The organism is Nostoc sp. (assembly GCF_035638895.1).
Lineage (GTDB): Bacteria > Cyanobacteriota > Cyanobacteriia > Cyanobacteriales > Nostocaceae > Nostoc.
Genome location: NZ_DASQZC010000477.1, coordinates 20719 through 44546, shown reverse-complemented (window position 1 = coordinate 44546; position 23828 = coordinate 20719). Strand labels below are relative to the sequence as shown.

13 protein-coding genes and 2 pseudogenes are annotated in these 23828 nt (G+C 41.7%); 11 read left to right on the top strand and 4 right to left on the bottom strand.

All coding sequences use genetic code 11. The annotated features are described in order from the left end of the window. From VE944_RS24045 to VE944_RS24035, 3 genes are all read left to right on the top strand, one after another. The coding region (locus VE944_RS24045) for a uroporphyrinogen-III synthase (RefSeq protein WP_324982974.1) at nt 1–1074 on the top strand (1074 nt) is incomplete at its 5' end. 82 nt (nt 1075–1156) lie between these two features. Further along, entirely contained in the window at nt 1157–1750 is a 594-nt protein-coding gene (coaE, locus tag VE944_RS24040) for a dephospho-CoA kinase (RefSeq protein ID WP_324982972.1), read from the top strand. Between the two features lie 668 nt (nt 1751–2418). Continuing rightward, nucleotides 2419–2724, top strand: a complete 306-nt coding sequence (locus VE944_RS24035) for a hypothetical protein (RefSeq protein ID WP_324982969.1) — start codon at nt 2419–2421, stop codon at nt 2722–2724. A gap of 135 nt (nt 2725–2859) precedes the next feature. Here the strand turns inward: VE944_RS24035 and VE944_RS24030 are convergent, their stop codons facing one another. Together VE944_RS24030 and VE944_RS24025 are read right to left on the bottom strand one after the other, a co-directional pair. Further along, nucleotides 2860–3225 (bottom strand): DOPA 4,5-dioxygenase family protein, encoded by a 366-nt coding sequence (locus tag VE944_RS24030; protein WP_324982967.1) that lies wholly within the window; start codon nt 3223–3225, stop codon nt 2860–2862. Between the two features lie 194 nt (nt 3226–3419). Continuing rightward, nucleotides 3420–3956 carry a universal stress protein gene (locus VE944_RS24025; protein ID WP_324982979.1) on the bottom strand — a complete coding sequence of 179 codons (537 nt, stop codon included), beginning with the start codon at nt 3954–3956 and terminating at the stop codon, nt 3420–3422. A gap of 332 nt (nt 3957–4288) precedes the next feature. Between VE944_RS24025 and VE944_RS34200 the strand changes: the two are divergent. Together VE944_RS34200 and VE944_RS24020 are read left to right on the top strand one after the other, a co-directional pair. Further along, nucleotides 4289–4392: pseudogene (locus VE944_RS34200) on the top strand (IS5/IS1182 family transposase); the annotation flags it as partial. Between the two features lie 387 nt (nt 4393–4779). After that, entirely contained in the window at nt 4780–5397 is a 618-nt protein-coding gene (locus VE944_RS24020) for a hypothetical protein (RefSeq protein WP_324982964.1), read from the top strand. A 320-nt stretch (nt 5398–5717) separates the two neighbouring features. On the opposite strand, the gene VE944_RS24015 is transcribed toward VE944_RS24020, so the two are convergent. After that, nucleotides 5718–12356: a HAMP domain-containing protein gene (locus tag VE944_RS24015; RefSeq protein ID WP_324982961.1), complete on the bottom strand. Its 6639-nt coding sequence runs from the start codon at nt 12354–12356 to the stop codon at nt 5718–5720. 425 nt (nt 12357–12781) lie between these two features. Between VE944_RS24015 and VE944_RS24010 the strand changes: the two are divergent. Then, a pseudogene (locus tag VE944_RS24010) lies at nt 12782–13084 on the top strand (hypothetical protein); the annotation flags it as partial. 549 nt (nt 13085–13633) lie between these two features. Then, nucleotides 13634–15226, top strand: a complete 1593-nt coding sequence (locus tag VE944_RS24005; RefSeq protein WP_324982958.1) for a hypothetical protein — start codon at nt 13634–13636, stop codon at nt 15224–15226. Nucleotides 15227–15256: 30 nt separating this feature from the next. Here VE944_RS24005 and bchH read toward each other — a convergent pair whose 3' ends face one another. Then, on the bottom strand, nt 15257–18991 hold the full coding sequence (bchH, locus tag VE944_RS24000; RefSeq protein WP_324982954.1) for a magnesium chelatase subunit H: 3735 nt from the start codon (nt 18989–18991) through the stop codon (nt 15257–15259). A gap of 652 nt (nt 18992–19643) precedes the next feature. Between bchH and VE944_RS23995 the strand changes: the two genes are divergently transcribed. The 4 genes from VE944_RS23995 to VE944_RS23980 all read left to right on the top strand — a co-directional run bounded on the left by VE944_RS23995 (nt 19644) and on the right by VE944_RS23980 (nt 23828). After that, nucleotides 19644–20585: an N-acetylmuramoyl-L-alanine amidase gene (locus tag VE944_RS23995; RefSeq protein WP_324982952.1), complete on the top strand. Its 942-nt coding sequence runs from the start codon at nt 19644–19646 to the stop codon at nt 20583–20585. 167 nt (nt 20586–20752) lie between these two features. After that, nucleotides 20753–20956: a hypothetical protein gene (locus VE944_RS23990; RefSeq protein ID WP_324982949.1), complete on the top strand. Its 204-nt coding sequence runs from the start codon at nt 20753–20755 to the stop codon at nt 20954–20956. Nucleotides 20957–21208: 252 nt separating this feature from the next. Beyond that, nucleotides 21209–22765 carry a CheR family methyltransferase gene (locus tag VE944_RS23985; protein WP_324982977.1) on the top strand — a complete coding sequence of 519 codons (1557 nt, stop codon included), beginning with the start codon at nt 21209–21211 and terminating at the stop codon, nt 22763–22765. Then, entirely contained in the window at nt 22755–23828 is a 1074-nt protein-coding gene (locus tag VE944_RS23980) for a chemotaxis protein CheW (protein ID WP_324982946.1), read from the top strand. The genes VE944_RS23985 and VE944_RS23980 overlap by 11 nt, the downstream gene beginning before the upstream one ends.

Sequence of the window (23828 nt, the reverse complement as noted above, 5' to 3'; positions counted from 1 at the left end):
TTAACACCCATTGCCATCATTCGTTGGGCAGGAACTCCTCGTCAACAAATTTGGACAGCGCAACTGGGCAATATTGTCGAACAAACCACCGAATTATCCCTTTCTCCAGCAGTAATTGTTATTGGCGAAGTTGTTGGGCTACGGAAGTACTTACAACCTGAGAATATATATTTAGACGAAATTATCAGGCAAGAGTCTGGAGAAAAGCATTCCCAGGTTCCGCCTGTGACCGAGAGTATTTTTATACCCCAACCTATGTTAAATAACTTCCCATCATCTCCTCTTCCTCTCAGTGGCAAAACAATCTTAGTGACACGTTCAGTTGGACAGTCGAGCCAATTTAGCGATCGCCTCATCGCATTAGGTGCAACAGTCATCGAAATGCCTACCTTAGAAATCGGCCCGCCCTCCTGTTGGGAAGCTTTGGATAATGCGATCGCTCATTTATCTGACTTCGACTGGTTAATTCTCACTTCTACCAATGCCATAGACTACTTTTTTGAAAGGCTAAACGCCCAAGGTAAAGATAGCCGTGCCTTAGCAGGCGTTAAAATTGCCGTCGTTGGCGAGAAAACAGCCCATTGTCTAAAACAACACTCTCTCCAAGCAGATTTTATTCCCCCCAATTTTATTGCCGATTCTTTAGTCGAAAATTTCCCAGAGGATCTGCATGGTAAAAAGATTTTATTTCCCAGAGTTGAAAGCGGCGGCAGAGAAATTTTAGTTAAGGAATTAACTCTCAAGGGAGCAAAGGTGATAGAAGTTGCCGCATATCAATCTTGTTGTCCGAGTGGTATTCCACCAGAGGCACAGCTAGCTCTCCAAAACCGCAAGATAGATGTGATTACTTTTGCCAGTTCTAAAACTGTGCAATTTTTCTGTCAACTTACTAACAAGATATTTTCCAACAACTCTGATCCTAGTCAATTGTTAGAGGGCGTTTGTATTGCCTCTATCGGGCCTCAAACCTCCAAAACCTGTGATTTTTTATTCAGGCGTGTGGATATAGAAGCCCAAGAATATACTTTAGATGGTTTAACCCAAGCATTGATAACATGGGCGACAAATTATTAGATGAGGAGCAGGGGGCAGAGGAAGCAGGGGAGGCAGGGGGAGCAGAGGAAGTAGGGGGAGAATAACTAATGACTAATGACTAATGACTAAACGTATAATCGGCTTAACCGGCGGTATTGCCACAGGCAAAACTACTGTCACCAATTATTTAGCTAGCGCTTATAACCTGCCGATTCTGGATGCAGATATTTATGCTAGAGAGGCAGTATCTTTAGGTTCGCCTATTCTTGGTGCGATCGCTCAACGTTACGGCGAACAAATTTTATTAGCAGATGGCAGCCTCAACCGCCAAAAGCTAGGCGAAATTATCTTTAATCGTCAAAATGAACGCAACTGGATAGACAATTTGATTCATCCAGATGTGCGCGATCGGTTTGAGGAAGCGATCGCCCTATCTTCCTCACAAACACTGGTGTTAGTAGTGCCTCTATTATTTGAAGCTGGCATGACTGATTTAGTTACAGAAATTTGGGTAGTGCGTTGTTCACAAGAGCAACAGCAACAAAGATTGATACAACGAAACCATTTAAATAGAGAACAGGCACAAGCCAGGATCAATAGCCAATTATCTATCGAAGAAAAAGTGGTTCATGCAGATGTAGTTTTAGATAACTCTTCCACCTTAGAAGTACTACTGAAGCAAGTAGATGTAGCTCTAACCACAACTAGGGACTAAATACTATTTATATTAAAAAATATACTTAGAATACATTCTCAAAATATAAAAGATTTACAAAATAAATGTTATTTATTTAAGTAAAAAATCCTCCTATCTAACCCAAATTTGTAAAATAATTCGGTGGTTTTACAGTTGAAGGTGTGGTTTATAGTAATGTAAATTTAAATGGTTAATTAGTAAATAACTGCTATATATCTCTGATATTATACTGGATAATATGATTGTAATGATGCTCAAAGTTCAAGATATAAAGTAATCAACGGTTGATTTTTACCTGATATATGGAAAATCAGGAACGATTTGCAAGGGTTATTGAGCAAAAAATATCATTGTGTAAAAATTAAATATTAATAACTAATAATTAAGATTTAAGAAAACTTAATTACTTGGTTATCCCTTCTAATTTACAATTATTTTTCTAAGTACCTTGTCAACCATCTGTTTGTAATTTATTTTTTGCTACTTGTGAGTGCAGGCACTTAATTAGACATTGGGTGATGTATTGGCTTTACTAGCTGTCAATGCGGTTGATTTCTAACTAGATTTTTCACCTGTTCATTCTGGATTGGTAATTGAAAGAAATTGAGATTCACCTAGAGTCCAGAACTCTTCGTTATAGATTTCTTTTTGGGGAAAACTCACTTATGTCTTTGATCAGGACAAGTATGAACTTAAGTTTTAGTTTTTTAAGTAAGTTAGTCCTAGTTAACTTTCCAACAAACCAATTAAAACAGAAGCATAAAGTACACGATTATAGCCAACTAGTTTCTGGAAGCGACTACGTATTTGAGCGCCTCAATGAAGGAACAATCGGATATATGACTGGAAGCGGGACAGGCATTAAACCCTCCGATCGCATTATTTTACAAGAAGGTTGTGACTCTTATCAATATCAAGTTGAGGAAGTTGATTATTACTCAGATCCGTCCGATATGTGGATAGCTTTACTCAAGCAAGTGCCGATTGACTAAATATTAAAGTCAAGATAATTTATAATTTAAATTTTGTTCAACGCTAATCGGTTTAATATTCCTTAACATAGTTCAACAGAAAAAGTTCTACGCCGCATTCCAGAACTTTTACCCAATAAAGTTAAGTTACTTATTTTAATTAGATAAAGTCGAATTAAGCTGTCGGAGAAACTCAATATTCAAATCTAGCTTTTCTCCTAACCATAAAGAATGAACTGCGTGATTAGCTACAGCATCGCCCGTCTCAGGGTGGACGAGAACATCCAATCCCTCACGATTAAGCATTAACCAGGGAACAACTTTATCAAACTGATTCGGTAAGAAAGCAACTTGATACATTCCTTTTGGGTGGGGCCCGATGGGCTTGTCAAACCAGCGTCCGAGTTGCACGTCAAACTTAGCACCCAATCCTTCACGTACACGCGCAGCTACATCCCGACTGGCGGGATCGAAGTAAACATGAGCATGAAAACCAGTGATCTTGATAGTATCTTCTTCCATAGATCCACTTTTCGTTCTCAACTCTAATTTTGGGTAGCAGACTTTTTCTTTTTCACTGAAAAAGCGATGTCTACGCTTAATTTTAGCCCAATACCGTGCCGTTAAGGATCGGTTGTGGAGATTGAAAAAAGTAGGTAGCTGAAAATAAACGCAATTCAGAGTTTGGCTCGCTCAAATTTATGCAATGTTACTAATTAGTTAACGCTTAAACTGCTTGTAGTTTCTTTGACGACTTCATGTGTTTTAGGAGCAACTGAAAGATGTACAACATGTACCGTACAAGGAGCATGGTGAAGAACATAGTTACTCACACTACCGAGAAATAGTTCCATCAGCCCAGAACGACCCCGACGCCCCATCACAATTAGGTCAGCATCATAACTATGAGCAAAATCACAAATGATGCGACCAGGATTACCAATATTTTGTGTAAATTCTGTAGTTATACCTGCTACATTAGCTTGGGCACAGAAAGATTGTAACATCTGGATTCCTAAGTCTTTAAAGGTATCCCACTGCTTTTGATATAACTCGAAGCTTTGACTGCTCAATCCTGGATAGTAGTCAAAATTAGACACCATAGGTACGTAAGGACTACCCTCTTCTTCGGGAGATAGGACATGCACTAGCATTAAACTAGCTTGTGTTAACTTTGCTAAACTTAAGGCTTCCTCAAAAACCTGTTGCCCTATTTCCGAACGATCTAATGCAACTAAAATCTTTTTAAACATCATAATAGACCTCCGATTTCATTGGTAAATGGTCTTTACGGTTTCTGGTTTCCAAATGCTGGATTGTCAAAAATGACTAATCTCTCGACTATGTTTAGTGACTTGTGAATTTTAAATTTCTTAAAGGTTTTCGCCCTATATTTATGTTTATAGCAAAATAATTTGAGGAACTTGTGAAGAAGACATTTATCTTTAATTACTAAGAAAAATAATGTTTTATAAAATACATTGCTAATTCAGTATTGAGTTTGGGCAGATTTTCGTACCTTCGCTTTCACAAATATCACACGGCATTTGCCGCTTTACTAGGGCGTGTCATCAAATAGGTATCAATCTCGACACGCCGCTATGCATTGCGAGATAATCATTGGGAACGCATCAAAGACTTACTACCAGGGCAAAAAAAACCGTAGGAGTAACAGGTAAAGATAATCGATCGAAATGGAAAAATTCTGTTCTACTTGCTTTAATAGTTTAATTACTAGACCGAAAACGGCTGGCTAAGACTTGTTCTCCATTCTGCATTAGCATTTATAAAAGTTACCTACTCTTCCAAGATTTTTATTACTAATTGATGTATTTTGATAATGTTTTTGATTAAGAGTTTTTAGCCTCGCAACTGTATCGACAAACTATTCAAGTATTTTAGTATTAATGGATTAATTCATAATTAATAGATTGCGCTTAGTTTCTAATTAGTATTAATAAGCCATTATATGATAGTCTAATGGTTAAAATAATTTTTGTAGGCTCTTGTAACCTCAGAGTTTATAAGTTCCGAATCTAATGTACAGTTTTTCGTAAGTGGTATTGAGGAAAAAACGTGGAATTTCAGAAGTTATTGTATATTTTTACTCTAGTAAAGATTGCTACGTTTGCTCTGGGTTTACCTGTATTTGCTCAAATCGCGCAGACTCCCCCCAATTCTTCACAGTCGAGTTGTCGTGCAACTAAAGTAGATACTGCAATTTTCAAAGAACCTTCAACATCATCCAACGCTATCAGAATATTGCCGGCAAAAACGAACATTGCTTTAGCATATATACCAGCTAGTGGAGATAGATTTGTCAGAATTAAATCTCCGACTTCAGGGTTTATTCAAACTGCTGTGCTGAGATTTTGTCAGGCGAATGACAAGGCTCAAAACGTGTTGACTAAACCTATTATTGGCAGTACATGTCGGCGAATTGTACAACCTGTAACTCTACGTGGTCAACCAAGTACAAAAGGAGCTTTTATTGCAACACTTGATTTCAATACAACCGTGTTTGTGAACTTGGTTACAGGTAATATAGTTAAGTCATACAAATCTGAAAATTATATTTGGGTAGAAATCGACCTTGCCAGAAGTTTCCCTGGAGAGTTATCCGGTAATGGTTGGATAGCCAATACTGACTTAGTAAATACTCCCGGATTAAGCAATCTAGCTTATTGTAGCTAGTAGCTTATTTCGCCCAATATTGCCACCCGGTATAAGTAGGGCGATGTAAATAATTATTGTTGGGATAAGGCAGGAGGCAGGGGGCAGGGGACAGGGGGAGAAGAGAAGCAAGGGAAGAGAAATTGCTACTCTCTTTCCTCCCCTGCCTCCCCTGCTTATCCGAACCGTATTGGGTGCGGTGGAGATAAGCTTTTTCCTCTCCCCCTGCCCCCTGCTAAGCTGTTGCGCCTTTAATTTGCACTAATATTTTTTCAAAATGCTTGTGGGGTGGGCATCTTGCCCGCCCTGATTGTGCAAGTTGTATACATAACAGCTTATGATCAACGGTATAGCCAAACACGCAATAGTGAAAGCAGTTGTTCAGTATCTACGGGTTTTGTGATGTAGTCTGATGCGCCGGCTTCAATACACTTTTCGCGATCGCCTTGCATGGCTTTAGCGGTCAGTGCAATAATCGGCAAAGATTTAAATTGCTCGTTTTCGCGGATTAACCGTGTTGTTTCGTAACCATCCATTTCTGGCATCATGACATCCATCAAAACGACATCAATATCTGGTGTAGTTTCCAATAGGGTAATCCCTTCCCTGCCGTTTTCAGCATATAAAACCTGTATCTGATAACGCTCTAGCATACTTGTCAGGGCAAAGATATTACGCACATCGTCATCGACAATTAGCGCTTTTTTGCCAGACAGTAAGTAGTCTACAGAATGCAGTTGTTCAAGTATTTGTCGTTTGGGTGCAGGTAAATTTGCTTGGACTCGGTGTAAAAATAATGCTGTTTCATCAAGGAGACGTTCGGGCGATCGCACATCTTTAATGATGATTGTTTCGGCAATTCGTCTGAGTTCCGTTTCTTGAGCTTTGCTAATTTCTCTACCTGTGTAGACAATAATTGGTAAATTTCTGCCGTGAGGTAAAAGCTTTATCTGCTCAATCAGTTCAAACCCGGTCATGTCGGGTAGCCCTAAATCGAGAACGAGGCAATCAAAATGCTGTGAGCCAATAGCTTCTAAAGCTGCTGCACCGGTGCCCACAGCAGTGGTAGCAACATCGCTGTTACCAATTAACTCAACAATACTAAGCCGTTGAGTGTCGTCGTCTTCGACTACTAACAAATTTTTCACCTGACGCTCAACAAAACCTTTAATTTTGGCCAACGCTTCGGATATTGTCTCGCTGGTTAAGGGCTTTTGCAGATATGCGATCGCTCCTAGTTGCAAACCGCGTTGTCTTCCTTCCTCAACGGTCATAATATGTACAGGAATGTGGCGGGTATTCGGGTCATGCTTTAGACGATCTAATACAGTCCAACCATCCATTTCTGGTAACCTGATATCTAGCAAAATGGCTGAAGGCTGGAATTGCTGCGCTAACATCAAACCTGTACTGCCTGTTTGGGCAGTGATCACCTTGAATCCCTGCTGTTGTGACATCTCTAGCAGGATACGCGCAAAATTAACGTCATCCTCAACAATTAGTAACACGCGATCGCCTCTTTCAATAACAGCGCGATCGTCATTTAGGAGCGGGGAGTGAGGAGTGGGGAGTGGGGAATAGGGAGTGGGGAGTGGGGAGTAGGTAGAGACGCGATTAATCGCGTCTCTACCAGATTGTGTTGATGTTGACTCAGCACTCAGCACTCGGAACTCAGGACTCAATTGGGGGAAGTAGAAGGTAAAGGTGCTGCCTTGACCGGGTTGACTAATTAGTTTAATTTCGCCGCCAAAGAGACGGGCAATTTCACGGCTAATTGATAAGCCCAATCCGGTACCGCCGTATCTCCGACTGGTAGAGCCATCGGCTTGCTGAAATGCCTCGAAAATCACTTTCTGCTTATCAGGGGCAATGCCAATGCCTGTATCGCTAACTGAGAAGGCGATGACAATCTGGGCGCGATTTAAAGTTACTTGGTCTTTGCTCCATCCTTGCTTCGCCACCGCAATCTGTAAGCGTACCTCTCCTTTTTCTGTAAATTTAAAAGCGTTGGAAAGGAGATTTTTCAACACCTGTTGTAAGCGTTTGACATCTGTATAGATGGTTGTGGGCAATTCGGGAGCCAATTCAATTGTGAAAGCAAGTCCTTTGCTCTGAGCGATTTGTCGGAAGGTGCGCTCAATTTGATCGCCCAATTCTGTTAATGGCATTTGGGTCATGTCAATGGACATAGTTCCAGATTCAATTTTGGCGAGATCCAGAATGTCATTGATTAACGCCAACAAATCATTACCTGCTGAGTAAATTGTTTGGCTGTATTCGACTTGCTTGGCGCTGAGGTTGTGATCAATGTTATCTGCCAACAACTTCGCCAAAATCAACAAGCTGTTTAGAGGTGTCCGCAGTTCATGGGACATGTTGGCGAGAAACTCAGACTTGTATTTTGAAGAAAGGGCGAGTTGTTCAGCCTTGTCTTCTAAAGAGAGTCTTGCTTGTTCAATTTCCCGATTTTTGCGCTCGACTTCTTGCTTTTGTATAGCCAACAACTCTGCCTTTTCTTCTAACTCAGCGTTAGTTTGTTGCAGTTCCTCTTGCTGTCCTTTGAGTAAATCTTCTGAGGTTTTGAGTGATTGGGCTTGTTGTTCTAGGCGCTTGTTGGTTTCTCGGAGTTCATTTTGCTGGGTTTGGAGTTCTTCAGCCAAAGATTGCGACTGCTTGAGTAATTCTTCAGTTCGCATGGATGCTGCGATCGTGTTGAGGACGATCGCTATACTTTCGGTAAGTTGGTCGAAGAATGTCAGATGAATTTCGCTAAAGCGCCGGAAGGATGCTAATTCTATGACTGCTGTCACCTGTCCTTCAAAAAGCACAGGTAACACCACGGCATTAAGTGGAGACGATTCTCCTAAACCAGAGGCAATTCTGACATAATCACTTGGTACATCCGTTAGCAGAATTCGCTCTTTTTCTAAAGCGCATTGTCCTACCAAACCTTCACCTAAGTGGAAGCGGTTAGCCAAATGTCTGCGTTCGCGGTAAGCGTAGCTACTAATTAATTTCAAATACGGTGTATTTTCCCCAGACTCCATCAGGAAGAATACGCCGTGTTGCGCTCCTACTAAGGGTGCTAGTTCTGAGAGAATTAGTTTAGATACGGTTTCTAAGTCTCGCTGACCTTGCAGCATTCGGGTAAACTTAGCTAGGTTAGTTTTCAACCAGTCTTGCTCGGTGTTTTTCTGCGTTGTCTCGCGCAGATTAGCAATCATTTGGTTGATGTTGTCTTTGAGTATCGCTACTTCTCCTAGTGCTTCGACGGCAATTGAACGAGTTAAATCACCTTTAGTTACAGCTGTAGCAACTTCTGCGATCGCTCGCAACTGAGTTGTCAGTGTAGCAGCCAGTTCATTCACATTATCCGTCAAATCTTTCCAAGTTCCAGCCGCCCCAGGTACTCTAGCTTGTCCGCCTAACTTCCCTTCAATTCCCACTTCCCGCGCTACTGTGGTTACTTGATTAGCAAATGTTGCTAGAGTATCAATCATCTCGTTGATTGTCTCTGCCAAGGTTTCAATTTCTCCCTTAGCATCTAACATCAGTTTCCGTTTCAAGTCACCGTTAGCAACTGCCGTTACAACTCTGGCAATACCGCGCACTTGTGCCGTTAAGTTCCCCGCCATCGAGTTAACGTTATCTGTTAAATCCTTCCAAGTCCCTGCAACACCTTGGACTTGCGCTTGTCCGCCCAACTTCCCTTCAGTTCCCACTTCCCGCGCCACCCGCGTCACTTCACTGGCAAAGGAACTGAGTTGATCCACCATTGTATTGGTAGTGTTCTTCAAGTCTAAAATTTCGCCTTTGGCATCGACGGTAATTTTCTTAGACAAGTCGCCATTAGCTACCGCCTTAGTAACTTCCGCGATGTTGCGAACTTGTCCGGTGAGGTTCCCCGCCATCGAGTTAACGTTGTCTGTTAAATCTTTCCAAGTCCCTGCAACTCCTCTGACGTAAGCTTGCACGCCTAATTTACCTTCCGTTCCCACCTCACGGGCAACCCTGGTAACTTCTGATGCAAAAGAATTTAGTTGATCCACCATTGTATTAATGGTGTTTTTAAGCTCTTGAATTTCACCTTTCACATCGACAGTGATTTTCTTGGATAAGTCGCCATTAGCTACCGCCGTGGTAACTTCGGCAATGTTCCGCACCTGTGCCGTCAAGCTTCCCGCCATAAAGTTCACACTTTCTGTGAGATCCTTCCAAGTACCGGCGACTCCCTTAACTTCTGCTTGTACGCCCAATTTACCTTCAGTTCCCACCTCCCGCGCCACGCGTGTCACTTCACTTGCAAAGGAGTTGAGTTGATCCACCATCGTATTGATGGTGTTCTTGAGTTCCAATATTTCACCTTTGACATCAACGGAAATTTTCTTCGAGAGGTCGCCATTTGCCACCGCCGTAGTGACTGTAGCAATGTTTCGCACCTGTGCCGTTAAGCTTCCCGCCATGAAGTTCACGCTGTCGGTGAGATCCTTCCAAGTTCCAGCTACGCCGCGCACATCTGCTTGTACACCTAATTTACCTTCGCTTCCCACTTCCCGCGCCACCCGCGTCACTTCACTTGCAAAGGAGTTGAGTTGATCCACCATTATATTGATGGTATTCTTGAGTTCGAGAATTTCGCCTTTGACGGCAACAGTAATTTTCTTGGATAAGTCACCATTTGCGATCGCAGTTGTCACTTCGGCAATGTTCCGCACCTGTGCCGTCAAGCTTCCCGCCATGAAGTTCACGCTGTCGGTTAAATCTTTCCAAGTACCAGCTACGTCTTTCACTTCCGCTTGTACACCCAATTTACCCTCAGTTCCCACCTCACGCGCAACTCGCGTCACTTCACTAGCAAAGGAACTGAGTTGATCCACCATTGTATTAATGGTATTTTTCAACTCCAGAATTTCACCTTTGACATCAACAGTAATTTTTTTAGATAAGTCGCCTGTTGCAACCGCCGTAGTTACTTCGGCAATGTTTCGCACCTGCGCCGTTAAGCTTCCCGCCATGAAATTCACGCTGTCGGTTAAATCTTTCCACGTACCAGCCACGCCGCGCACTTCTGCTTGTACGCCGAGTTTACCCTCACTTCCCACCTCACGGGCAACCCTTGTTACTTCACTTGCAAAGGAATTGAGTTGATCCACCATTGTATTAATGGTATTTTTCAACTCTAGAATTTCGCCTTTCACATCAACAGTGATTTTCTTGGATAAGTCACCTGTTGCAACGGCGGTAGTTACTTCCGCAATATTCCGCACCTGTGCCGTTAAACTTCCCGCCATGAAGTTTACGCTGTCAGTTAAATCTTTCCATGTACCAGCTACACCGCGCACATCGGCTTGCACTCCCAGTTTACCTTCACTTCCCACTTCACGCGCCACCCGCGTTACTTCACTTGCAAAGGAACTGAGTTGATCTACCATTATATTGATGGTATTTTTCAGTTCAAAAATTTCACCTCTAACATCGACGGTGATTTTTTTAGATAGATCGCCATTTGCGATCGCAGTAGCAACTTCGGCAATATTTCGCACCTGTCCGGTGAGATTACCCGCCATTAAGTTAACGTTGTCAGTTAAATCTTTCCAAGTCCCCGCAACTCCCCGGACTTCTGCTTGTACGCCTAACTTCCCTTCAGTTCCCACCTCACGGGCAACTCTTGTCACTTCCGATGCAAAAGAATTAAGTTGATCCACCATTGTATTGATGGTATTTTTCAACTCCAGAATTTCGCCTTTCACATCGACAGTGATTTTCTTAGATAAGTCGCCATTCGCCACCGCCGTTGTCACTTCGGCAATATTCCGCACTTGTGCCGTCAAGCTTCCCGCCATGAAATTCACACTATCGGTAAGGTCTTTCCACGTACCCGCTACCCCGCGAACTTCTGCTTGACCACCTAATTTTCCTTCTGCACCCACCTCACGCGCAACTCTTGTTACTTCTGATGCAAAAGAATTAAGTTGATCCACCATGATGTTGACGGTGTTTTTCAACTCTAAAATTTCGCCTTTGACATCAACAGTAATTTTCTTGGATAAATCGCCATTCGCTACCGCCGTTGTCACTTCCGCAATGTTACGGACTTGGGCTGTTAAATTACCTGCCATCAAGTTAACGTTGTCTGTCAGATCCTTCCAAGTACCTGCTACTCCTTTAACTTCTGCTTGTACGCCCAACTTCCCTTCAGTTCCCACCTCACGCGCAACTCGCGTTACTTCACTAGCAAAAGAATTAAGCTGATCCACCATCGTGTTGACGGTGTTTTTTAGTTCTAGAATTTCGCCTTTGACATTGACAGTGATTTTTTTAGATAAGTCACCATTTGCGATCGCAGTGGCAACTTCGGCAATATTTCGCACCTGTCCGGTGAGATTACCTGCCATCAAGTTAACGTTATCAGTCAAATCTTTCCAAGTGCCAGCTACACCTTGCACTTCGGCTTGAACGCCCAACTTCCCTTCGGTTCCCACCTCACGCGCCACCCGCGTTACTTCCGATGCAAAGGAACCCAGCCGATCTACCATCGTATTGACAATATTAGCAGTTTGGAGAAACTCACCTTGGAGAGGTCGGCCTTCAATTTCTGTAGCGATCGTTTGCGATAAGTCACCATTGGCGACTGACCGAATTACCCGAGTAGTTTCAGCTGTTGGTTGAACTAAATCTGTAATTAGAGTATTGACAGAAGTAACACAATCTGACCAAGAACCTTGAACATCTCCGAGAGAGGCGCGATCGGCAATTTTGCCTTCTTTGCCGACAACGTTACCAATGCGTTGTAGTTCGGCCGCCATCCGCTCATTCTGGTAAATAATATCATTGAGCGTATCAGCTATTTTCCCTGCCACACCAGTATGGTCTATAGGCATCCGAGCCGAGAAGTCACCCTGTTTAACAGCATTCAGCGTTTTTAGTAGCTGATTTAAATCTAGATTATCACTGTCTCTAGTTAACTGTTCGGTTGCCATAGCCGTATCCTTAATCTTAATCCTTAAAGAATTTTTTGTATTTTTTCTACCCCGTACTTATTTAAAGTACTTTTAGTCAATGCGGATCAAAATAGAGAGTGGGGAATAGAAAGTGGATCAAACTAATTTTATAGGGGTGTGAGTGTAAGCAGTTGATAAAGACTGCTAACTAAATGGTATTGCCGTCGATGTATCTGGCATACCACTTAGCTAATGATAGCTAGTTAGACTCTGTTATGCAGCATTAATTGTCGGCGATGTTTAACTTAGGCGAGTAAGCGATCGCACAGTAGAACACACGATGATTATTAACATCACGTTTTATGATTTTTGGAATTTGAGGAAAGCAGCAAATCAAGAAATTCTAACTTGATAACTGAGGTTTGCTAAAGTCAGAAATATCAGGCAACTCCAAGGATTAGCAAATGGTTAGAGAGTACTCACCCCAGAGACATCTGCCTCCGCTTGAAAGTGGCGTAGGCGTAGCCCGTCGTAGACATCGGCTAACTCGCCCTGAATTTGAACGGCGTTATGCGGCTGCACCCCATATCAAGAAAGTAGAACTGATAGAAGGAATCGTTTACGTCGCATCTCCGTTAAGACATGAGCAACATGGCAAACCCCACAGTCGGGTCATAACTTGGTTAGGAGTCTACCAATCACTGACTCCTGGAGTTGATTTGAGTGATGCCCCAACCGTCAGGCTAGATTTAGACAATGAACCCCAGTTAATTGTCATGGTGTAAGCTTGTATAGTCAATCCTTGGCCAAAGTCAAGTTCTACACTGATAGATTGCAAACTTTCAATCCGGCGATCGGCTCGTTCTAAAATGGTGGAATTTCTTTTAGGGACTTCCAAGAAATGAATTATCCAATCTTGTGGGGTGGGCATCTTGCCCGCCTTTGACTATGGGCGGGCGCCCACCCCACAATAAATAGTTGTATATTTTTTTATTTGGAAGTCCCTTACGACGTGCCATAATGCATCTCTGCTACTAAGTGTTAGTACTGTTTCATACCAAAATATTTTTGATTGTCATGGGAAAATATAGCAAATCAGTTGCAATTACATTTTTAAAAGTTTAGTTAATTTCACTTAGACTATATTTTATTCCAGGTACTAAATAAGTTTATAAGTTCACTACAACAATTGCTGCAATGACTTAAGCCTTTCTTATACATGGAAGAACATTTGTTGCAAAGTATTAAGCGTTTGCAGCAACGACTTATACATTTGGCTTGACAATACTATATTTATTCAACAGGAGTAAATTTTCATGATTAATCTTCCTAAATTAAATAAAATTGACTTTTTGGTTTTGATTTGTGTTCTCATAATTGGTTTGATAAATTTGCCTTTCCCATTTGCAGGAGATCAAGCACTATTTACAACAGGTGCTTTAGAGATGCAACAAGGAAAGGTACTCTATCGGGATTTTTGGGATCTAAAGCAACCTGGAATTTATTACTTTTATTTCTTAGCAGGAACTTTATTTGGTTTTAATGATATTGGCATCCATATCTTTGAACTTATTTACATGATGCTTTTCTCTATAATATTGCAGCTAACTCTAAAAAGTTATTTTCGGCATCAGATAGTAGCAAGTTTAGTACCTTTATTAACAGTTGGTGTTTACTATATTGTTTCATATCATAAGCAATTTACTCAAGTAGAGGGACTAGTTGGTTTTCCTTTATTTTTATGTCTTTGGCTAACTCATCAATCTTTTAACCATGAAGGAAAGCAGAGATTTATTCAACTTTTACTCTCAGGCTTCATGGGTGGAATTGTCCTAATATTTAAATTAATATTTTTGCCTATACTACTTTGTTTCTGGCTAACTATTTTTCTCCATTCTATATTGGTCAAACATCAAAAAGCTAAAATAATTATTCTTGAAATTTGCCTACCAATTTTTATAGGAATTCTCTTTCCCATTTTACTTACTGTCAGCTATTTTGCCTCGGTCGATAGTTTATCAATTGTATATAAGACATTCTTTGTATATCCAAGTCAGGTGGTTGCTAATGGCAGACTTGATAAATCTAAGTTACTTTCTGGAAACCGATGGTTTTTAAAGAATTTTATAACTTTAGTTGTAATGGCTCTTGTTGCAGTAAATGTATCATTGCGTAAGAATAAAGACTTATTGACCTTGCTATTGGTTGTTTGGTTTGTTTTGGGGTTGGGTATTATTTTTATCCAAATTAGGTCACTTTGGATATATCATTATTTACTCTTATTTGTACCTACAGGTATTTTAGCAACTAAAGGTTTAGATATATTATGGGAGCGTTTCAAGGAATTAAGTTCACCAATAATTAAAATTTTGCTATCCTTGTTGTTTTTATCGCCTTTATTATGGAATTTACAAATTAAGAGTATCGCTTTAGTTAAGAATAATTTTGCTTTAACTGAAGATACCCGATTTAAATATCAGAGTGTATTTAGAGGTGATTATGCATCACTTCGTTCAGAGATTGCCTTTCTCTCGCAACCAGGAAGTTTACCTGGTGAAATTCTTGTTGCTGGCGACCCGTCTATTTATTATTTCTCTGGTCGTACTCAAGCAACATCACTAAATGCATGGTCACTTGAATTATTTCTACCTGAGCAATGGCCACAACTTCTAGGAGAGTTAGATTCATCCAAGCCTCCTTATATATTCATTACTAATAAATATCAGGCTCTGATTAAAGAAGAGTTTCCAAAAATTCTAGAATTTGTTGAAAAAAGATATCATATTTTATCTAAAACTAGTTATGGTACTTGGTATCTAAATCATTCGAGAAACTCAGATCCCCGACTTCTCAAAGAAGTCGGGGATCTGAGTTTCTCGATTCTCACAACTTATTTAGGATTGCTATGATACGTTAATAAACTTTAACGCATCTACTTTCTAAACCGTCACACCCTCCAACTCCTCATCTGTCAACTCATATAATTGCCGCAACTTATCTAACTTATCAGCATCAGCTTCCCAGAAACCCCGCCCATGCGCCTCCAACATTCTTCCTAAAATATTGCGGAAAGCTTCAGGATTTGCCTTGCGTAATTTATCCGCCATCTCTGCATCTAAGGCATAAGTATCAGCCGCTTGGTCATAAACCCAATCATCGGTAAAATCGGCAGTACCACCCCAGCCAATCAACGCCGTCATTCGTTGGGAAATTTCAAATGTACCACCAGAACCTTGATTCGCCATCGCTTGCGCCCATTTGGGATTTACCAACTTAGTGCGGTACTCCATTCGCAGCAAATCATCTAAATTGCGCGGTGTAGTATCCTTCGAGAAACTTTCCACAAAGCTGGTTGTAACCTTCTTACCGCCTTGTTTTTCTGCTGCCCTTTTCAAACCGCCAGTATTAGCGTAATATTCTTGAATATCAGTTAAACCATATTCTACCGAATCGATTTCTTGGACAATGCGATCGCTAGTTTTTAACAAAGTATTCAACACTTCCGGTCTAGCTTGACCTTTATCTTCTCTCCCGTAGCTGAATACATTGCGACTTTGCCAAGTATTGCCTAACTCCTCACCAGATTCCCAGTTACCATCAACCACTCTATCATTCACCAAAGAACCAAAATCACCCGCCGGATTAGAAAACAATCTCGCTGATGCATTTTCCACTCCTTGGGCTTTTAAAGCTAAAGCATGTCTTCTAATAAAATTTTGATCATCCGGTTCATTAGCATCAGCCGCCCGTTGAAATAAATCATCTAATAATTCGATGATATTTACAAAACTATCCCGGAAAATTCCAGACAAATTACCCAACACATCAATGCGGGGATGTCCAACCTGCGCCAACGGCTTTAATTCATAACGAACAATTCTACCAGTTCCTTCCTTAACAGGTTCAGCCCCCACCAATTCCAAAAGAATCCCCAAAGATTCACCCTTAGTTTTAATCGCATCTAATCCCCATAACATCACCGCCACTGTTTCAGGATATTTCCCATATTCATCCAAATGCTGGGCGATAATTTTTTGAGCAATTTCTCGCCCTCGTTCATACGCCGCAGGCGAAGGCATCCGATAAGGATCTAAAGCATGAATATTTCTCCCCGTAGGTAAAACCCCAGCCCCATCCCTTAACAAATCCCCCCCAGGCGCAGGCGGAATATACTCCCCATTCAACCCCCTTAACAAATTCGTTAACTCATCCGTAGATTGCATCAACAAATCTTTGATTAGTTTTTCTTCTTCTATTTCTCCTTGCTTCTCGCCAAAATAAGCTTCCAAATACGACCTCAACTCCTCCTCATTCGGTGCTTCCCCCAACGTATGCAACCCCGAAGAAAACAACCGATTTTCTAAAACCTGCAAATATTCATACAACTCCACCAAATAATCATCAAAAGCATGACCGCTAAACATCCGAACATTCTCTGGAGTAAACGCAATCCCCAACTTCTTCGCATCCTCAAAGGGACAATCTGCATCCAACCCAGAATCTACAATTTTCTTACAAATGCCTTCTTTCAAAACATAATTCTTTTGCGGATCTTCCCGATACTCTGCAATCAAATCGCGCAACGCCACCAATTCCTTATACAAACCTGCACGACCATAAGGCGGTACATTATGAGAAATCAATACACCATAACCGCGACGTTTCGCCAACATCGATTCAGAGGGATTATTCGCCGCATATATATATAGATTAGGCAAATTTCCTAACAGAATATCCGACCAAGAATAACCCGTATTACCCAACGGAGAACCAGGCAACCATTCCACCGTTCCATGCATCCCAAAGTGAACTATAGCATCAGCTTCAAACTCATTTTGCAACCATTTATAATAAGCGGCATATTGGGGATGTGGCGTTAAATCTCGTTCAAACATTAAGCGCATCGGGTCGCCTTGTATCCCCAAAGGTGGTTGTACACCTATCCACACATTTCCTAATTGCACACCGCCAATCTGAAACTCATCGCCATAAGTTTTAATACCAGTTCCCGTCAGAGATTTCCATTGTTTTTCGATGCGGGAGGTTTGCAGATATCCCAACCATTTTTCTAAAGTGCGAGCATTGACACTATTTGTGGGGTGGGCATCTTGCCCGCCATTATCTAGGGGCAGGCGAGACGACTGCCCCACAAGAGAATTAGCTTCATCCGCTTCTTTCACCCAGCGAATCAATTCTTCTCCATCTTCTGGTAAATCTCCAACGATATAGCCTTGTTGTTTAAGTGCATGGAGAAACTTCAGCAAACTACGTGGCACATTTAATAATGCAGCTGTACCCACAGCACCATAACCCGGCGGGAAGCCATATAAAATGATGGCAATCTTACGTTCCGATGCAGGTTTTTGCCGCAAAGACACCCAAGTTTTTACCCTACCAATTAATCGCTGCACCCGTTCGGGAACTAGATAAATATTTTCGCCCACCAAACCGCCGAGGGGAACGGTATCAATAGCCCCATCCAATTCTGGTAACGCATACAACACTACACTTTGCAATCCGCCAACACCTTGGCGCGTCCACGAGGAAATATCTTGAATTAATAGTGGTGCAGCAACAATATAAGGTACATTTTTGGCAGTGAGGATGCGCTTTGCTACTTCTATTTGACGGCCTGCTTCCATTGAACCAGCTGGGCCACCCACCAGAGGAAAGCCAATTGTCGAAACGATCGCATCTACTTTAACTGCTTCACTAGATAGTGAGGGAGTTTCTGTATTGCCTAGTTGTCGTTGCTGAATTTCATAGTCGGTTGTCATCAAATCTCGTACCGCCACATGTCCTTCCACCCCATTAATGAAAATAGGCAAAGGAGTTAACCCAGCTTTTTCAAAACTCCGAATCAGTTGGGGAATATAGGGTTGTTTGGTGATGACGTGTTTACGGTAGAGGAGAATTCCGACAACTGGGGAGTGGGGAGTGGGGAGTGGGGAGGGGGAATTAGTCATGTTCCCTATTCCCCATTCCCTATTCCCTACTCCCTTCTTCTGATACCATTCCAAATATGCTTTTGGCGATTCAAAAAACCCTTGATAGTCGGGGTGGAGTAATCCGATGTTGGGGGTTTCAATTAGCGGGGGAATGTCGCCGACTTTTAAATTTAAATATTTTTCTGCTAGTGTCCAGAATAATGAGGCTACGTTTTCTGGGCCGCCAGCATTCCAGTAACCATAGATGATTAACCAGTTGCGTAAGTCTTGGACTTTTTGCACTGGGACATATTTCAGTAGTTTGGGGCCAATCTTTAAGAAGCTGATGTAACCAGCAAGTTTGTCTTCTTCTCGTCCGTTGCTAAATTTGTCAAGGATGAATTTAACTGGTTTGGGCATTCCTTTGGGTTTGTCGCCAATGGCAAAAATACCCAGCTTGGTTAAACTCATCAATTCCAAGGCTGACTCGAAAACTAGGCGGATGGGAATTTGGGCAATGCGATCGCGCAACCACACAACCTGGTCATAATCAAATAGGAGGCTACCGAAAAACACATCAGCGCCATCGAGTGCTGTTTCTACCTCAGTGCGTTTGTTGGTAAGATCGCGATCGCTAAATACCCGAATATCCAACTCAGGACAGCGAGAGTTAGCCAAAAAGGCTGCTTTTCTATACAAATCAGCGTTGAACGATTCAAACCCAGCAACCAAGACGATGCGTTTCATGCCTGTAAGCTACGAAATATTTCTTTACTTTGATCTTAAACCTGCTTTCAGGCTGATTGTTAAATATCTACCAGCAGATTTTGGTCATTTAGCCGTACTAGTACCGTAAGGCAAAAGTTAGCCCCAACTCTTGGAGACGCTGCGCGAATCGGGAAGTCAAAAGTTGGTATTATTGGTTTTCTTGCTTTTACGCCTCTGCCTTCTTGCAGTAATACAGGTTGGCACAAATAAACCTACCATTTCATTACAGGCAGAAAGCCTAAAATTAAAGCAGGCGTGACTTTTAACTTCCGCTTTGCGGTACTAGGTACATTTGTCATAGCTTTCTACTTTTACGAAGCGTTATTATTTTAAGGATGGGGCTAATTGCTGCATTTCAGTTTATTGCAACAATCACTAGATTGTTCCTGATTTTGATAAATTATGAGAGTTGTGTTTTTTCTTCCAATAAATCTTGCAAAAAGCGGGCTTTGATACATAAAATCTGCTGAAAAAGGTTGCAAAAAACTTATTTTATTTATCAGTATGTTAATGATTAAAATCATACGGACGTTGCCACCAAGTAGCTAAAGAAATTTAGGAACAAAACTTTTCCTCTCAAACTTGAAGAGTTTTGAAGCAGTATCAAAATAAGTAAGTTAAGGATTAAATCATGAAATTTGGAATTGATAGTGGCCACAATTGTCCACCAGACACAGGAGCTAGAGGCATCAAAGTTGAGGATAATTTAACTCTCGATATAGGTAATAGAGTTATAGGTAAATTAAGAGCTTTAGGAAATGAAGTCGTAGTATGTAAACCAAGTAGTGCTAATACAGTCCGTGACTCACTCTCAAAAAGATGTTCTATAGCTAATGCGAGTAGAGTAGATATTTTTGTTTCAATTCATTTTAATGCTTTTAACAGACAAGCTAATGGCACAGAAGTATTTGCAACTAGCGAAAATGGGAGAAAAATCGCTAAACCTGTATTAGATGAAATCGTTAAGTTAGGATTTTTTAGTCGTGGCGTTAAAAGTGGTTCGCACTTGTTTGTTCTGAAAAATACAGATATGCCTGCTATCTTGATAGAATGTTGCTTCATCGATTCGCAAAAAGATATGAATCTTTATAATCCTGAAGCAATGGCTAATGCGATCGTTAAAGGCTTAACTGGTAAGTTGCCAAGTGTTCCTGTTAACCCTGTACAAGATGAAGAAGATAATGCAGATGCCACTATTCTCAGACTGCAAAAATCCTTAAATCGACTCAAAATAACTGATAGAAATGGTAAGGCGTTAATACAAGATGGCTTCACCGGGGCTAATACAAAATCTGCCGTAGAAAAATTTCAGACTATTGTTGGAGTTCAACCGACTGGAATTGCTGACTCAACTACATGGAATGCCATAAATCTAATTTTGGCAAAACGAATTATCAGAGCAAACCATGCCGGTGGTTCAGTTGTCAGATACTTACAATACCGTTTAGGTGTTGAGAATGATGGTGTCTACGGGCCGCAAACAGAGGTTGCTATTAAGAACTTTCAAAAGCAAAATAGTTTAGATGCCGATGGGATTTTCGGCCCTGCTAGCTGGCAGAAATTAATTGGTTAGATTGAGGGGTAGGTGTTGTTCGTAGTTGGGGCTTTAGCGCTAAAGCACCAACTACGAATTTATCCAATTGGTTATTACCAAAAAATCAGTCTATAGCTCAATACGCTTGAGTTAAGGCTAAAAAATAAAACTGGTGTAGTGGCGTGACATTTGGATAAGGTTTTTTGATGACACGCCCTAGCTCCAAAGACGCGATAAATCGCCGTCTCTACAAAGGACTGATTCTTGTAGAGACGGCGATTTATTGCATTTCTTGCCTTAACCGAACCGTATTGGGTTGGGTTGAGGAACGAAACCCAACATTATCAAAGCTTTGTTGGGTTTCACTTCGTACCCCTACGGGAATCTTGCTACAACCCAAGCTTCGATAGCCCCTGCTTCTGCTAGTAGTCCAATCTTCAATTGAAATGTTAATAAATATTTCACCAACAGTATCATGAATAGAACATAAAACCGGGTTAATCTTAAAAACTTTACTCGATAAAACTTATATATAGCAGGGCTTTTGAGACTATCTCGCAGGTTTTTACTTGTATCTCAGTTCAATACGGCAAATCACACAAATCCGAATTAAGAGGTTGAAATGGGAAACCTAAGGGTATCGGCTCGAAAATCATGTAGTGATGAATCAGATGATCGGCGATCGCCCCATTTTATTTGAATCCAATTCTCAAAACAGTGATGACTTTAGTTTGTCACAGATGGTTGATCTGATTGCTGATACATTCGGCATTCACATCAAACCACAGTATCAAGATACATTAAAGAAAAATCTTTTAACTCGCATCCGGGCGCTGGGATTATGCTCACTCAATGATTACTATCAGTTCTTGGTGGCAACAAATCAATTAATTCCCAGTGCGACAGAGTGGCGAGAACTAATTTCTTTACTCACTGTCACTGAAACTTATTTTTTTCGGGATCAGGGGCAGATGTCGCTGCTCAAAAATCAGCTGCTCCCAGAGTTAATCGAGCGCAAAACTGTACTTAGTTTAACTCAGTGCAACGCTGCTAATGGAAAATTTCATCGGCCGACATTACGGCTTTGGAGTGCCGGGTGTTCGACTGGTGAAGAAGCTTACTCACTTGCCATTCTGGTGAAGGAACTAATCCCTGACAATCAGGCATGGGACATTCTGATTTTAGGCACAGATATTAATCAACCCGCGATCGCCCTGGCTCAACAAGGAATTTACAGCGATTGGTCTTTTCGGACAACCACTCCAGAGATCAAAAATCACTACTTTCGATCCCACAAACAAGGTTGGAAAATCGATCCTGCTATTCGAGCAATGGTCAAATTTCAACCTGGAAACCTGATGCAGGATAACTTTCCCGCTTACGCGTCCAGCATTCACGATTTCGATTTGATTATTTGCCGCAATGTGTTTATTTATTTTGACTTCAATGCGATCGCACAAATTATAGGCAAGTTTTACTCCTCTCTGACACCGGGAGGTTTTCTGCTCACAGGGCACACGGAATTACACGGACAAAAAACTGAACCGTTTCAAGTCAGAAATTTTCCACAATCTGCGGTTTATCAAAGGCATACCTCGCTCAACAAGCACAAAGTCTTGAATACCATAATACCTGATGCCATTGAGAGCAGGGAAACCAAAATTTCTTCCCTCTCTCTCCCAAGCTTGGGGACGGGCTTTGACGTGAGTGCAAACACTCAAACTCTTTTAGATGCGGCCAAGGAATTACTAATTCAAAAAGCTTATGCCGATGTCATTCAAATAGCTGAACAAGTGATTGCTCTTGTCCCCCAACACTTTCAGGCATATTGTTTGATGGCAGAAGCTTACGCAAATTATGGCAATTACTCCCAGGCGAATCAGGCGTGTCAGCAGGCACTCCAGATCAGCCCGTTGGCGATCGAACCCTATCATTTGTTGGCTCAAATTGCCGAAGAGCAAGGAGATCACAACAGTGCAAAATTATTCTTAAAACGTATTATTTATCTCGCTCCTAATTCTGTTAATGCTCACATGGAATTGGGTTCTATTTATGAACGGGAAGGAAATGTAAAACAGGCTCAAAAAATCTGGCGATCGCTTCTAGAAATTTTGCAAAATCTACCCCAACAAGCGATCGATTTCCATAACCAGCAAACCACTGCTGAACTAAAAGCACACGTTCTTAAGCACTTAAATTCAACTAGCTATGAGCTATGAATCTTATTTAATGTTTAAACTCAATCATTCACGCTATGGCATTCCGGCTATAGCCGTGCAAGAACTCTTCTTTCTGCCAGAAGTGACTGCGATCGCGGAAACTCCCAGGACAATTTTAGGCGTGATTAACCTGCGAGGGAAGTTTCTCCCCGTGATGGATTTATATCACCGTTTAGAACAAACACGTCCGCCTTTTCAATTGACTGACAGCATGATTGTCCTAGAGTGGCAAACTCATCGAATCGGAATCATCGTCAATCAAGTGGATAGCGTGCAAGCGATCGCACCCGATCAGATCGCTGCCAATGTTTGTGGTCAATCAAAAGAGAGTTTGCCGGATGGATTGGTGACTGGCATTGCCAACGTTGAGGAGGGCATCGTTACATTGCTTAATCCTGAAGTGTTGGTGGAATACGCCCTGATAGAGACTGCTTTCAATCCAAATTCTGATTTTAACAACGGCTCAGTCAATGACGTACTAAAACACCCCTCTGATTCGGGCTTATACGATCATTTCGATTCGCAGGAACGACAGATTTTGCAAGAGCGAACTGAAACTCTCCGATGTTCTATTGATAACGAGGATTCGGCGTGGCTCTTGCCTCTAGCGGTTGTGGGGTTGGGGGGTGAGTACTTCGGGTTTGCCTTGGAAACGGTGCATGAGTTTACCGAGATTCACAAGATTACCCCGATTCCCTGCTGTCCGCCGCACATTGTTGGCAACATCAACTTGCGAGGCGAAATTGTCACCTTAATTAACATCAATGGTGTAGTTGAATTGCCCATGAATGGGGTGCGATCGCCTACGGCGGGGCGTAGCCCATCGCATCAGCAAGCCGTTGTCGTGCGTCTGGATCAACGAGTGGCGGGCATTGCCGTAGATGACATTTTTGATGTGACGTATATCCATCCTTCCCAAATGACCACGGCTCCAATTGCCCTGCATTCTGCCAAAGACGAATATCTCCAGGGTGTCGCACCTTATCGCGATCGGATGATGAGCATCATCAATTTGTCTAAACTACTCACTTCAGAAGCGTTGGTTGTCAATGAAGAGGTCTAA